Origin of the sequence: Dermatophilus congolensis (assembly GCF_900447215.1) — a bacterium.
GTDB classification, from domain to species: Bacteria; Actinomycetota; Actinomycetes; order Actinomycetales; family Dermatophilaceae; genus Dermatophilus; species Dermatophilus congolensis_A.
This window is the reverse complement of sequence record NZ_UFYA01000001.1, coordinates 753,058-767,288: the sequence shown is the minus strand read 5'-3', so window position 1 is coordinate 767,288 and position 14,231 is coordinate 753,058. Positions and strand designations below refer to the sequence as shown.

The 14,231-nt window shown below is 61.5% G+C and carries 10 protein-coding genes and 1 other RNA gene; 3 read left to right on the top strand and 8 right to left on the bottom strand.

Features of this window, described 5'->3' with window-relative positions; translation table 11 throughout:
- Positions 1–79 precede the first annotated feature (79 nt).
- Positions 80–901 carry a polysaccharide deacetylase family protein gene (locus DXZ77_RS03255; RefSeq protein ID WP_115029895.1) on the top strand — a complete coding sequence of 274 codons (822 nt, stop codon included), beginning with the start codon at positions 80–82 and terminating at the stop codon, positions 899–901.
- A gap of 32 nt (positions 902–933) precedes the next feature.
- On the opposite strand, the gene DXZ77_RS03250 is transcribed toward DXZ77_RS03255, so the two are convergent.
- The 4 genes from DXZ77_RS03250 to hutU form a co-directional block, all read right to left on the bottom strand.
- The gene (locus tag DXZ77_RS03250) at positions 934–1,485 is read right to left on the bottom strand and encodes a YqgE/AlgH family protein (RefSeq protein ID WP_115029893.1); all 552 of its coding nucleotides are present in this window, start codon (positions 1,483–1,485) and stop codon (positions 934–936) included.
- Positions 1,486–1,566: 81 nt separating this feature from the next.
- Positions 1,567–3,114 carry a histidine ammonia-lyase gene (gene hutH, locus DXZ77_RS03245; RefSeq protein ID WP_115029891.1) on the bottom strand — a complete coding sequence of 516 codons (1,548 nt, stop codon included), beginning with the start codon at positions 3,112–3,114 and terminating at the stop codon, positions 1,567–1,569.
- Positions 3,115–3,164: 50 nt separating this feature from the next.
- On the bottom strand, positions 3,165–4,355 hold the full coding sequence (hutI, locus tag DXZ77_RS03240) for an imidazolonepropionase (protein WP_115029889.1): 1,191 nt from the start codon (positions 4,353–4,355) through the stop codon (positions 3,165–3,167).
- Positions 4,352–6,043: a urocanate hydratase gene (gene hutU / locus DXZ77_RS03235; protein ID WP_115029887.1), complete on the bottom strand. Its 1,692-nt coding sequence runs from the start codon at positions 6,041–6,043 to the stop codon at positions 4,352–4,354. Before hutU ends, hutI begins: the two co-directional genes overlap by 4 nt.
- A gap of 177 nt (positions 6,044–6,220) precedes the next feature.
- Here hutU and hutG point away from each other — a divergent pair, with 177 nt between their 5' ends.
- Complete coding sequence (gene hutG / locus DXZ77_RS03230; RefSeq protein WP_115029885.1) at positions 6,221–7,177, top strand: formimidoylglutamase; 957 nt, start codon at positions 6,221–6,223, stop codon at positions 7,175–7,177.
- Positions 7,178–7,266: 89 nt separating this feature from the next.
- Here the strand turns inward: hutG and DXZ77_RS03225 are convergent, their stop codons facing one another.
- Both DXZ77_RS03225 and DXZ77_RS11685 read right to left on the bottom strand, forming a co-directional pair.
- Positions 7,267–9,813, bottom strand: a complete 2,547-nt coding sequence (locus DXZ77_RS03225; RefSeq protein WP_115029883.1) for a DEAD/DEAH box helicase — start codon at positions 9,811–9,813, stop codon at positions 7,267–7,269.
- A gap of 1,348 nt (positions 9,814–11,161) precedes the next feature.
- Positions 11,162–11,935: a hypothetical protein gene (locus DXZ77_RS11685; protein WP_147279175.1), complete on the bottom strand. Its 774-nt coding sequence runs from the start codon at positions 11,933–11,935 to the stop codon at positions 11,162–11,164.
- 834 nt (positions 11,936–12,769) lie between these two features.
- Here DXZ77_RS11685 and trxA point away from each other — a divergent pair.
- Positions 12,770–13,156, top strand: a complete 387-nt coding sequence (gene trxA / locus DXZ77_RS03210) for a thioredoxin (RefSeq protein ID WP_115029877.1) — start codon at positions 12,770–12,772, stop codon at positions 13,154–13,156.
- Positions 13,157–13,237: 81 nt separating this feature from the next.
- On the opposite strand, the gene ssrA is transcribed toward trxA, so the two are convergent.
- Positions 13,238–13,610, bottom strand: a transfer-messenger RNA (tmRNA) gene (ssrA, locus tag DXZ77_RS03205).
- Between the two features lie 137 nt (positions 13,611–13,747).
- On the bottom strand, positions 13,748–14,161 hold the full coding sequence (locus DXZ77_RS03200) for a pyridoxamine 5'-phosphate oxidase family protein (RefSeq protein WP_115029875.1): 414 nt from the start codon (positions 14,159–14,161) through the stop codon (positions 13,748–13,750).
- Between the last annotated feature and the right edge of the window lie 70 nt (positions 14,162–14,231).

Here is a 14,231-nt window from a genome sequence, read left to right as displayed (position 1 = left end):
GCCTCTGGTACCACGCCCGCTGCTCCTGCATAGCTACGCCCCTACACTCAAGTGCATACACAAACGGGGAAGGCATTCCATGAGCGACCTGGTCCATACCGCGAAACTGGCCGTTATGAAGGTGCTTGAACACGCACCGGACTCCATCGGCTCTGTCAGTTCGCTACGCACAGACCAGGGCCACTGGGTTCCTACTTTTGATGATGGCCCTACTGCTGAACGTACTCCACAGATCCTGCGGGCGTTGGCTGAGCATGACGCCACCGGCACGTTTTTTGTGTTGTCGACATCGGTGCGCAATGACCCGGGGTTGTTGCGTGAGGTTGTTGCTGCTGGCCATGAGATCGGCCTGCATGGCTTGGATCACCAGCATCTTTCGCTGTTGGATCCGCAGCAGATCCGCGAGAACCTGCGGGTGGCTAAAGCAGACCTGGAAGATGTTTTGGGGCAGCAGGTGCGCTGGTATCGCCCGCCATACGGTGATCAAACTATTGCCGCCTGGCGTGAGATCACTTCGGCTGGAATGACTTCTGTGTTGTGGAGCAGCACCAGCCACGATTGGAACCCGTTTGTCGACAATGACACCCGTGTCGCGAAAGCTACTAGCTCGCTGGAGCGAGGCGCCATCGTGTTGTTCCACGACGGGTTCGCCTCCCACGCTGACGGCGCTGATGATGGCCCTGAGCCTGCGTTGGATCGCTATGACTTGCTCAACCGGGTTCTTGCCGCGGGTGAGGAGCGTGGGCTGCGCGGACGCTCGCTGGGGGATGCGCTGCGTGCTGGCGGACAGGTGGTTACCCGTCCCCATTTCAATCTTTTCCCTACTGCGCTGAATCGTCGACGTATCGAATCTGCCCGCGTAGCAACGTATAGGCGAGCCAGCGAGGCAGGGCTGCTCTGATGCGCGTGATGCCCCTGCGCAGGGGCATCACCTCAGTTCATCGTTGGGTCGTCAGGGAACCTCGCCACCCAGGACAATCGCCCGTGCTGGCGAGCCAGCACTGACTGCCATAGCTCCTCGGGACACGGGGTAAACACGTCACCGACTTCGGCTTCGACGACGTACCACGCATCTGCGCTGAGTTCTTCTTCGAGTTGCCCTGCAGACCATCCTGCGTAGCCAGCGAACACCCGCAAGGAAGCTACGTGTTGCGCCAATATCTCCGGGGCGTGGTCGAGATCGACCACGCCAATCGACCCAAACAAAGACACCACACCATCGGTCTGCATTTGCCCTGGCACAGAAGCCAATCCCATAGCGCTGTCCAGGCCGACGGGTCCGCCTTGGAACAGTTGGGCAGGCTCACTGACGTAGGGCTGCCAATCGGGGAGCACAGGAGTCAGGTCAGTTTCGAGAGGTTTGTTCAGCACAACCCCGTGCGCCCCGTCGGCGTCGTGATGAAGCACGAAAACGACCGAACGCTGAAAAATGCCACCTTCCATCGTCGGGGTGGCGACTAGGAGCTTTCCAATGGTGGATCTCACTAGACCATCTTCGATCCGTGAGGCCGTTGTGAAAAGTCGATCGCAGGAATCGTTGTGACTATGTGAGACGTTCGTGCGGTTTTAATCTCCGAGTGCGGCTGCCACGATGGTAGTGAATGTTCCGTCAGCAAGCATTTCTTCCGCGGCTTGTAGCTGTGGGGTCATGAAGCTGTCGGGCCCGGGAGTATCGATCTGCGCGGGGAGCGCCTCGATGATGGCGCGGGCAACGGGGCCAGGTTCTAGAGGGGCTCGTAGTTGTATAGCGCGGGTTGCTGCGACGAGTTCGATGCTGAGCACGCGGCGGAGCCCGTCGACGGCTTTGCGGAGTTTGCGGGCTGCGTGCCACCCCATGGAGACGTGGTCTTCTTGCATCGCTGAGCTGGGGATGGAGTCCACTGATGCGGGGGTGGCGAGACGTTTGAGTTCTGAGATGATGCCGGCTTGGGTGTACTGGGCGATCATCAGCCCGGAGTCTGTTCCTGGGTCATCAGCAAGGAACGGAGGTAGCCCGTGGCTGCGTTTGACGTCGAGCATCCGGTCGGTGCGGCATTCAGCCATGGAGGCTAGGTCGGCGACGGGGATAGCGATGAAGTCCAGGACGTGCGCGATGGGTGCGCCGTGGAAGTTTCCGTTGGACAGCACCCGTCCGTCGTCCAGAACGACAGGGTTGTCGATGGCGGCGGCGAGTTCACGTTCAGCGACACCGGTGGCGTAGGTGAGGGTGTCTCGCAGGGATCCGGACACTTGTGGGGCGCAGCGCAGTGAGTAGGCGTCTTGTACTCGGATTTCGTTGTTTCTGTTGTGGTTGACGATTTTGGATCCGGCCAGTGTGCGCAGCATCCTGTCGGCGGATATGGATTGGCCTAGGTGGGGGCGCAGCGGCAGGTGCAGTTCGGGGAGGAACACTTGGTCAGTGCCGCCGAGGGCTTCTACAGATAGTGCTGCGGTGACGTCGGCGATATCGACGAGGGTGCGGAGGTCTTCGAGGGCGAGGATGAGTTGCCCGAGCATCCCGTCGGTGCCGTTAATGAGGGCAAGACCTTCTTTTTCGGCGAGAACGATAGGGGTGATTCCAGCGTCGCCGAGCAGTTCCGGGACAGGTCGTTCGACACCGTCGGGGCCGGTGGCGCGCCCCTCCCCCATGAGTACCAGGGCACAGTGGGCTAGGGGTGCCAGGTCGCCGGAGCAGCCCAGTGACCCGAATTCGTGAACGATGGGGGTGATTCCGGCGTTGAGGAGGGCAGCTAGTGCGTTCATGGTTTCTGGGCGTACGCCGGTGTGCCCAGAGGCCAGTGTTTTGAGGCGGAGCAGCATGAGTGCTCGTACTACTTCTTTTTCTACTTCTGGACCGATGCCTGCAGCGTGGGAGCGCACGAGGGACTGTTGAAGTTTGGTGCGTTTGTCGACGGGGATGTGTTCGGTTGCTAGGGCCCCAAAGCCGGTTGAGATGCCGTAGACGGGGGTAGCGGAGGAAGCGAGTGCATCGATGTGTGCCCGAACAGTGGTGACTTTGGTGATGCTGTCTTCGCTGAGGGTGATGTGGGCGCCGTGGCGGGCTACGGCGATGACGTCGCTCGTGCTCATTGAGTGGGTGGAAATGGTCACTGCGTCGGTCTGATGACGTGTCATGTGGAACCTTTCGTGGGTCGAGGGCCCAGTGCGGGAAGGGTTTTGTGGGGTCAGCGGTTGCTGTGCACTCGGGCTCCGGCACGCCAGACGCCCCAGGTGAGGGGCATTCCGGGCCGGTAGGCCAGGTGGATGGCCGCTGGGGCATCGAGGACGTGGAGGTCTGCGCGTGCTCCGGGAATGATTGAGCCGATGGCTGGGCAGGTGTCGGTGCCGGTTTCGCGGCGGAGTGCTCGGGCTCCGCCCCAAGTTGCGGCGCGGACTGCTTCGAGGATGGTCATGCCCATTTGCAGCACAGCGACGCCGACGCAGAAGTTCATTGAGCTGGTATAGCTGGTGCCGGGGTTGCAGTTGGTGGCGATGGCCATCGTTACCCCGGCATCGAGGAGTCGTCGTGCCGGTACTAGGGGCGCTCGGGTGGATAGGTCGCATGCGGGTAGCGCGGTGGCGACTGTTTCTGTTGCGGCTAGGGCGTTGATGTCGTTGTCGTCGAGGTAGTTGCAGTGGTCGACGCTGGCTGCCCCCATCTCGACTGCCAGGGCCACTCCCCCGGAATGGCCGATTTGGTTTCCATGTACGCGCAGCCCAAGTCCGGCGTTTTTGCAGGCTGTGAGGATGTGGCGTGATTGTTCAACGGTGAAGGCGCCTTCTTCGCAGAACACGTCGGCCCATTGAACGTATGGCCGTACTGCTTGGAGCATCGGGCCGGTGACGAGGTCGATGTACGTGTCGGCGTCCATGGGACGCCCGTCGGATCCTGGGGGGATCAGGTGGGCACCTAGGTATGTCACTTCGTCGACGGCGTTGGCGGCGATGCGCGCGGCACGGGCTTCTTGTTCCACGTCGAGGCCGTATCCGGTTTTGGTTTCTAAGTAGGTGGTTCCGCCAGCGTGGGCTTCGGCTACGCGCTGTATCACGAGGTGGGTGAGTTCGTCGTCGCTGGCGGCGCGGGTTGCTGCGGTGGTGACGCCGATCCCTCCGGCTGCGTATGGTTCTCCGGCCATGCGGGCTTCGAATTCGGCGGAGCGGTCGCCTGCGAAGACGAGGTGGCTGTGGGAGTCGACCCATCCGGGGAGGACGGCGCGTCCGGCTACGTCGGTGCATGAGTCTGTGGCTGGGGCTGCTTTGGCTTGGCCGACCCATGCGATGCGTTCGCCGTCGATGACGATGGCGGCGTCGGTGATGCGGGGGTGGTCAGGGTTGTTGGTGAGCAGTTCGGTGATGCCGGTGATGAGTTCGCTCACGCTTCGCCTCTTTTGTTGTGTTCGTGCATGGGGATGCGCACGCCGCGTTCGTCGGCTACGTGTTGTGCGCGTTCGTATCCGGCGTCGGCGTGGCGGATCACTCCCATGCCTGGGTCGTTGAGTAGTAGGCGGGTGAGTTTTTCTGCGGCGAGGTCTGTGCCGTCTGCGACACCTACTTGGCCTGCGTGGATGGAGCGTCCGATGCCGACACCGCCGCCGTGGTGGATGGAGACCCAGGTAGCTCCGGAGCTTGTGGCGGTGAGGGCGTTCAGTAGTGGCCAGTCGGCGATGGCGTCGGAGCCGTCTTTCATGCCTTCGGTTTCGCGGTAGGGGGAGGCTACGGAGCCGGAGTCGAGGTGGTCACGGCCGATGACGATGGGGGCTTTGACTTTGCCGTCGCGGACGAGGTCGTTGAAGAGTTTTCCTGCTTTGTCTCGTTCGCCGTATCCGAGCCAGCAGATGCGAGCGGGTAAGCCTTCGAACTCGACGAATTCTTCGGCGGCGTCGAGCCATCGGTGGAGGTGTTCGTTGTGGGGGAAGAGCTCTTTGAGAGCGTCGTCGGTGACTTTGATGTCTTCAGGGTCTCCAGAGAGGGCAACCCATCGGAAGGGGCCCAGGCCTTCGCAGAAGAGGGGGCGGATGTATGCGGGGACGAATCCGGGGAATTCGAATGCGCGGGTATATCCGGCTTTGCGGGCTTCGTCGCGGATGGAGTTGCCGTAGTCGAATACTTCTGCGCCGGTGTCTTGGAATTCGACCATGGCTTGAACGTGTCGGGCCATGGATTCTTCGGCTTTTTTGGTGAAGCCGATGGGGTCGGCTGCTGCTTCGTCTGCCCATTCGTCGATGGGGATTTCGCTGGGTAGGTAGGACAGGGGGTCGTGGGCGCTGGTTTGGTCGGTGACGATGTCGATGTGGATCTGTCCGTTTTTGTGGCGTTCGAGTAGTTCGGGGAATACGTCGGCGGCGTTGCCTTCGAGGCCAATGGAGAGGGCTTTTTGGTCGTTTTTGGCGGCGTTGGCTTTGGTGATGGCTTCTTCGAGGGAGTCGGCGATGAGGTCGAGGTATCGCTTGGAGACACGGCGTTGGAGTCGAGTGCGGTCGACATCGACAACGATGGCTACGCCGCCGTTGAGGGTGACGGCTAGGGGTTGGGCTCCGCCCATGCCACCGCAGCCTGCGGTGAGGGTGATGGTGCCGGCGAGGGTTCCGTCGAAGCGTTTTTTGGCTACGGCGGCGAATGTTTCGAAGGTGCCTTGGAGGATGCCTTGGGTGGCGATGTAGATCCAGGATCCGGCGGTCATTTGGCCGTACATCATGAGGCCTTCGGCTTCGAGGCGGCGGAATTCGGGCCAGGTTGCCCAGTCGCCGACGAGGTTGGAGTTGGCGATGAGTACGCGTGGTGCCCAGGTGTTGGTGCGGAATACGCCGACGGGTTTGCCGGATTGGATGAGGAGGGTTTCGTCGTCTTCGAGGTCGGTGAGGGTGGCGATGATGGCGTCGAAGGCTTCCCAGGAGCGGGCGGCGCGTCCGGTGCCTCCGTAGACGACGAGGTCGTCGGGGCGTTCGGCAACTTCGGGGTCGAGGTTGTTGCAGAGCATGCGTAGGGGTGCTTCGGTTTGCCAGCTTTTTGCGGTGATGCCGGGTCCGCGTGGGGCGCGGACTTCGCGTGCTCCGGGCAGTGCCATATCCGGTGACTCCTTTGTCTGCGTATGGATCTGGTCACCATGAGAACGCTTCGGGCGCAGTCGGGTCAGCGCGGATGGGGCAGTTTGTGTCTGGGATACCAGACACCTGGGTGGGGTGTCTGGTATCTGTTGCTGCTGTGCAGGACAACCGCAGCGTGTGGTTTTAGAGTCGAACGCATGAGCGATAGCGAGGCGGGGGCGTCGGTGTGGCAGGGGCGGTTTGATGGGCATGGCCGCGAACATTGGCGGTGGCATCAGCGGGTTTGTGCTGCCTCGATGTCCGTTACTGATGCTGGTGGTGGGGTTGCGCTGGTGGGGTTCGCTAGCGATGAAGGGGTACGTCGTAATGGTGGCCGGGTTGGTGCTGCTGCTGGGCCTGATGTGTTGCGGGCTGCGTTAGCGCCTATGGCGGTGCATACGCAGGTGCCGTTGTTTGATGGCGGTACTGTCGCGGTCTTCGATGAGGATTTGGAGTCTGGTCAGGCTGCGTTAGGTCAGCGGGTGGCTGGGCTTGTGGATTCGCATCGTTTGGTGGTGGTGCTCGGTGGCGGTCATGAGACGGCGTGGGGCAGCTATTTAGGGCGGGTTGGGTCTTCGCGGTGGGGTGATGCTCGAGTGGGGGTGCTTAATCTTGATGCCCATTTCGATCTTCGTCAGGCTGATGGGCCTACGTCGGGTACACCGTTTTTGCAGATGGCAGCTGCTGATGCCGCCGCTGGTCGTGTGTTTGATTACACGGTGGTGGGGATTGCGCAGGCGTCGAACACGCGGGTTCTTTTCGACACTGCTGATGCTTTGGGGGTGAGGTATGTGCTGGATACCGCGGCGACGGCTGCGTATCTTCCTGCATTGGAGCAGCTGGTAGATGAGCTGGCTGCCCGTGTTGATGCTATCCATTTGTCAATTGATTTGGATGTGCTTCCTGCTGCTGTTGCGCCGGGGGTGAGCGCACCTGCGGGATTTGGTGTGCCGGTGGAGGTAGTTGAGGCGTTGTGTCGTCGGGTGGCGGCTACGGGCAAGTTAGTTGTGCTTGATGTTGTGGAGCTGTGTCCGCAGCTGGATATTGATGGGCGCACTGCCAGGACGGCCGCACGGTTGATCACTACGTGTGTGCATTCGCTGCCGTGTGGTTGAGCAGCCGCAGCTGCGGTATTTAACCACGCAGGGGGCCCAACCGAACAATCGGTTGGGCCCCCTGCGTGGTCAGTCAGTGTGAGAGGTTCTCAGTCCTCGTAGCGGCGACGGGGACGGTCGTGTCCGCCGCGGCCGTGTCCGCGACCGCCTTTGAAGCCGCCGCGGCCGCCTTTGAATCCGCCGCGGGGGCGGCGGGGCGGGTCGGTGATTGCGCGGAGGCGTTCTTCGGAAATCGGTTCACCGCTGGGGCGTGATGCGCCTGTGGTTTCGATGATTTCACGGTGACCGAGGTCGACTTTCTGTGGCTCTACCTCAAGGCCGGCGTCGCTGGCGATGCGCTTCATCAGTTTGCGTTGGTGCGGCAACGCCAGGGTGACAACAACACCGTTGGAGCCGGCGCGTGCGGTGCGGCCTGCGCGGTGTAGGTAGTCCTTGTGGTCACGGGGTGGGTCGACCTGCAGTACTGCTGAGACGTCATCGACGTGGATACCACGGGATGCGACGTCGGTAGCGACAAGGACCGGGAGAGTGCCGTCTTTGAAGGCGGCCAGAATGCGGGTTCGCATGCCTTGGTTGAGGCCACCGTGCAGGGCAGCGGCGAACACGCCTTGTTCGCGTAGCTGCATGGCGACACGGTCGGCGCCGAGCTTGGTGCGGACAAACACTACGGTGCGGCCCGGTCGGTTAGCGATGTCACCGGTGATGGGTTTCTTGTACTTGGGGTCCACGAGGAAGATGTGGTGTGACATCGTCGCGACGGAGGCTTTTGCTTCGTCGGTGGAGTGCACGACCGGGTCGTGGAGGTATTTTTCGACGACGTCGTCGATACCTTTGTCGAGGGTTGCGGAGAACAGCAGACGCTGACCGGTTTCGGGGATTGCCTCGAGCAGGGTGGTGATGTCGGGGAGGAATCCCATGTCTGCCATCAGGTCTGCTTCGTCAAGGACGAAGATTTCCACGTTGTCTAGGCAGGCTGCGCCGCGCTCGACGAGGTCGTTGATGCGCCCGGGGGTTGCCACGAGGATGTCTACGCCGCGCTCGAGGGCGTTGATTTGGGGTTCGTAGGGCATGCCGCCGGCGACGAGTTTGTGGCGCAGGTTCATCTCTTTAGCGAGTGGGCCAATAGCGTCCCCGATTTGCATCGCGAGTTCACGCGTGGGTGAGAGGATCACGGCGCGTGGGCAGCGAGGTTCGCTGCTGCGTCCTGCCAGGCGGGTCAGTACGGGAATCCCGAATGCCATTGTTTTTCCCGAGCCGGTACGCCCGCGGCCTAGAACGTCACGGCCAGCGATGGCGTCGGGAATGGTGGCGGTTTGGATGGGGAATGGTTCAGCGATTCCATCCCGGGCGAGGCGCTCAACGATAGGCATCGGTACGCCCAGGCCCTGGAAGCCCTGGGTTGGGTCTTCGGGGATTTCCACGCGGCGGGGCCGTTCGGCGCGGCGCATCCGCTCGGCTTCGTATTCGCGGGGGGCTTCTTCTACGCGGGCTGGGTCGTATGAGCGGGGGCGGCGGTGCTTGTCCCGAGCGAAGTCGGAGCCGCTGTGGGTGCGGCGTTGCTCGTCACGGCCACGGAATTCGCGTTTTTCGTGGTGTGTGTGTTCGTCGTTGCGACGGTAGCTGCCGCGCTCTTCGCGGTGGTTGTCGCGGTCGAAGCCGCGTTCGCCACGGAAGCCACCGCGGTCACCACCACGGAACCCACCACGGTCACCATCACGACGGTTGTCCCGATCACCGCGGTAACCGCCACGCTCGCCACGGTCGAAACCGCGCTCACCACGGAAACCGCCCCGGTCACCATCACGGAAGTCCCGGCGGTTCCCTCGGAACCCGCCACGGTCATCACGGTCCCCGCGACGCTCATCACGGCGGTCCTCATCAAAACGACCAGGCCGGTCAAAGCCCCGACCACCCTGGTAGCCGCCGCGTTCACCACGGAAGCCACCACGGTCACCATCACGACGGTTGTCCCGATCACCGCGGTAACCGCCACGCTCGCCACGGTCGAAACCGCGCTCACCACGGAAACCGCCCCGGTCACCATCACGGAAGTCCCGGCGGTTCCCTCGGAACCCGCCACGGTCATCACGGTCCCCGCGACGCTCATCACGGCGGTCCTCATCAAAACGACCAGGCCGGTCAAAGCCCCGACCACCCTGGTAGCCGCCGCGTTCACCACGGAAGCCACCACGGTCACCATCACGACGGTTGTCCCGATCACCGCGGTAACCGCCACGCTCGCCACGGTCGAAACCGCGCTCACCACGGAAACCGCCCCGGTCACCATCACGGAAGTCCCGGCGGTTCCCTCGGAACCCGCCACGGTCATCACGGTCCCCGCGACGCTCATCACGGCGGTCCTCATCAAAACGACCAGGCCGGTCAAAGCCCCGACCACCCTGGTAGCCGCCGCGTTCACCACGGAAGCCACCACGGAACCCACCACGGTCACCATCACGACGATCTTTACCGAACTCGGCTGCTCGGCGCTGCTCACGCGGGCTTAACGGTTTTTCTTTTGCTTTACGGGCTTGCGCCTTGCGGGCTGGGCTCCAGCGCTGTTTAGGGCCGGAGTGGCGTTCGGAACGGCTAGAAGTACCGCTGTCGGAGTTGGTTTCCTGCTGAAAGTCTGGCATCTGCTCTCTCGCTTCTCGTTCTCGGGCAGGCGCGTTCACCCGGGCACACATCGAATGCGCTGTCGAGAACGAGCCATACGTCGTTTTCACATGCACGCGTCACATCGCCGCGTGCTCGGCCCCTCGTCGGACCGATCTCATGAGCAGTCTTCGGGGACGTGGACGCAACGTGCTAGAGGAGTCCGCGCATGTGAACGACTGCTGGTGTGCACGGCACAACATTGCGTTTGCGTGCAGAACGGATGCTGTTCGGCCGGCTGACTCAGGTGAGCAACCTGTCAAGCGGGCCGTTACTGCCTGTCTGTGGCTATCGCCCGTATCCATAACGAACCGGACAACACCAATTCCTCGGCAACCGAGGAATCTTTGGACAGGCCACTAAGTGCAGCAGTCACAAAGGACCGCCGCGTATGTGCTGCTGGCCTACTTCTTCCCGATACCGTCCACCATGTCCCACATCCCATGCGCACACGCACATACGGAATCAGCAACTACATGACACACGGATCGTTCCTGCACAAACACAGGCATCCGTGACTAACTCTATCCCAAAGAAGACGATGCCCGTACCCGAATGATCAGGCGAAAAGCCCCCCACCCACCCGGTAACCCATTGATCCTGCCCGCGAGCAGCGCAGTCGTGGACTGTGTCCCTATCAGCGCCCCACCGGCGCCACCAGGTCAGGCTATGCCAATGCTTACTGTAGGGAAGGCAGGTAGACGAGGCAGCGATAGAGCACCTACCCAGTGGCCAGCATTCTCCGAACCATTCGGCCGCACCACGTGCTCCGGTAGTACCTCCACAGCCTGCTCGCTGCGACCGCCTTCGCTAGGTGAGAGCGCCGCACCGCTGTCTTCGCAACCGTGAGCGATTTTGAAATGCGGCTCATTCTGTTAACCGGCTGGTTGTGATCTGGCGCGTCATCCGGGGCCTGCTGAACAGGAAGACCCCCGGTCCTCTCACACCGAGGCAAGCCATCGAGATCTGCCAAAAAATCCTGGAATGCCGCTCGCCAAATAACCCTTCGAATAATGAGCTCTTCGTCAGCAGTGGTCTCTTGCGCAGCCGACCGCCGCCACAACCGCGCCACAACTTCCCTGTCGAACGGATATTGCTCCTCATCCCCGGAAGCAAGGACCTGCTCAATAGCAGCAGCATCAGGACACTCCGCCATGCGCAAGACTCGGGGAGGAGCGCCGTGCCGCGGGGAAGTTTGCGGAACTTCCCCAGGGAAGAAAGGAACCCCAATCCACTCAGGTACCAGTCGTTCAGTAAGCCTGCGATGGAGCATGTTTGCACGGCGTTGCCCAGGATCGAGAGCAAGAGCTGCTCGTTGAAAACTGGGCGTCAGCAAGGGCGAACAAACACCATTCCTTTCGCCCGTTGTACCCCACCTGCGCATCCCTCGAGCACGTAGTAATGATCCAGAACAGCCGAGCTAGGGACACCTGAACGGCTGATCCTCCGGAGAACTGACAAGACATGCATGAACAAGTCTTGTCGGTAAGGATCCAAGACTGCCTCGCCAGTGCAGTGACGCCGGACAATCCGATCAGCGCACGCCTTGAGCACATCCTCCTCTTCAGATGCGCGTTCGATTCCTCTCAGGAGCTCACTCTGCAGCCCTTGCGGCTCGCCCACTCTTCCAAGGGGTCCGTAATAGGAGTGGGCCGCTTCTCCGCCAACACCGCCGACGACGACGTTGGTCTCAACATCCAAAGTTCGTGGGGTGCGATGGAGCAAGAACGATGAGGGGCGCAGTCCTTCTGCGTATTCATGCCAGGCATAGGCAGCATCCATCCCGGGGGGCATCTGAACAGCCCCAGTACCCCCTGCCTTCGTGTGCTCGATACGGTGTTCGACTTCTCGCCCCAGGAGTCCAACCAACTCCTTGGCAATGACGAGGTCTCCCGGGACGGCATCGTGGCTGTGGAGTGTGATAGCCGTTCCGCTAGCGAGGAACGCGGCCGCGACCAGACGGGAATCCCGCCCTCCGCTCAAGTCCACCGTGGGGGTCCCATCAAACCAACGACCTATGGAGGACGCTGTGCCCTTCAGGTCCGCGGCCGCCTCCTCAACCAGATCATCCAGCTCCCCTTCATACGAGAGCTGACTCGACACGGTGTCCAAGCTTTGAACTGCTAGACGTGAGCGCCGCCAACTCACCCTCGTTGCCGGCCTAACAACCCGGACTCCTCTGAGCGGGGTCACCTCGCCAAAGAGTTCGTCCGCCACTGCCATCTGTGACCAACCGAGCGGGTCTGGCACCAGCGGCAGCCCAGCGAACTTGATGGCCGCTACAGGCCGGTTGCTCCACACCCGTCCCCACGCAGTGCGCACCTCAAATAGCCGCCCGACACCCAGCGCGTCTGTAAAGAGGTCAAGCCGGTCCGCGTCAGCATCGATGCATCCGAGGACGAACGGAGGAGTAAGATCCAAGATCCTGCGAGGAGCGCTCCGAAGAACCCGCGCCACCTCGATCGCCGCATCTGCAGGTGCCTTTTGCGTGATGCGCTCAACACCCAACGGGGTGCCTACCGAGGCCACAGCCTGCGACCCTTGCTGCACCCATGCGGGCCAGCGGAACGTCGACGGGCAGCGCGACCACTCAACTAGCCCGCACGTTGCAGAGTGATGCGCATGCGACTTAGGTCTAACACCCCACCTGCCCTCGTAGGCTCGCTCCACCCGAAGCAACCCCTGCTGCACACGCTCCGAGGAGCCCCCCGCCTGCATAAGCAATCACGGTCTGCACGACTCACACCTCCACGTTCGCGAAGTCGCCCTGCGCACGACGACCGCTGTCACCCAGCTGCTGATTGCTAACTCATCACACAACTCCCCCGGATACAGCGTGCGACACGTCTGCAGGATTTAGCAGGGTCGCGTCGAATCGATTCACACAGATTCATCGACTAAGGAATCAAACACCCCCTGCCCGACGTTGCCGCCATCATGACCACAGTGGCACTGACCGAACAGAACTTCGAGCAGACGATCTCCGCGACCAACATCGTCCTCATCGACTTCTGGGCCTCCTGGTGCGGCCCCTGCCGCCAGTTCGCACCCATCTTCGAACAGGTATCTGAAAAGCACGAAGACATCACGTTCGCCAAGCTCGACACTGAGGCCGAACAGTCCATCGCCGCCGCCGCCAACATCACCTCCATCCCCACGATCATGATCGTCAAAGAAGGCATCCCAGTCTTCTCCCAAGCCGGCGCACTGTCAGCACCTGCCCTCGAAGACCTCATCACCCAGGCCCGCAACCTGGACATGGAACAGGTACGCAAAGAAATGGCAGAACGCCAGGGCAACGAACAAGCTGGCGACAGCAACTAAAACCCACCCATAGCGTGAAGGCCGGGCCCCTGATGGGGCCCGGCCTTCACGCGCACAGATAACCAGTGCGAGACACACAAATGGTGGAGGTGGCGGGAATCGAACCCGCGTCCGCCGATGAAAGACCAGGACTTCTCCGGGCGCAGTGCGCTTAGGTGTTTCTCAGCCTTCGGGCACGCACGCACACGTTCCCGAACACAGGCCCAGTCGAGTAAAAGTCCCGCAATGCCCCCCGACATGACATTGCAGCAAGATTCCTAGATGACGCCAGGAACTAGGCCGGAATCAAACCTAGGCTGACGGACTTCTTTATGCGCTCGCTCAGGCGGCGAGGGCGAAGTCGGTGCGCTTGGAATCGGCACCTATTGGTTTACAGGGAGCGTTAACGAGATAACCCTGCATCCTCGGCCCGCTTCCCCTGGCCGAACTATCGACGTCGAAACCGATCACCCCCATGGGGTGTCTCACACTGTTTTGTTATCGAGTAACACGCCCTGCCTGTACACCACAGACCGGGAAACCAACGATAGCTCAGCGCGCTCCAGCAGCGAAACCCCTCACCAGAAACACACCGCTACCACCGTGCACCCATCACAACTGCGCAAACTCATTCAGCTGAAACCGCCGCCCAGAAATCTCCCCCACCGCGATTTTCACCACATGCTGCTTATCGGTCTCAATCCACGGCTGCAGCGGCAGCGACTCAGCAAACTCTCGTTCCTGCCCCGCAACCACCTCCTCAGCGCGCCCCATCACAATCACGCTCTCAGCACACCCATCAACGAAACGATCCGCCTCAAAAGCCACATCCGCATTGATGGTCAAACCCATTAATTTGTTTCCCTCGGCCGTCCGGAAATAAACAGCACCATCACGCGCAACATAATTCAACGGCGTAATAAAAGGGACTCCAGCTACCGCTGTAGCAAGCCGCCCAAACCTCAACGACTCCAGAACCTCGACGGCTTCTTCCTTGGTCATCTCATGAATCATCTCGTCGCCCATAGCCGCTCCTGTCCTCGTACATCCTTGTGCAACAACGAAACACCCGACACTGCACGCAGCGCCCACCTCA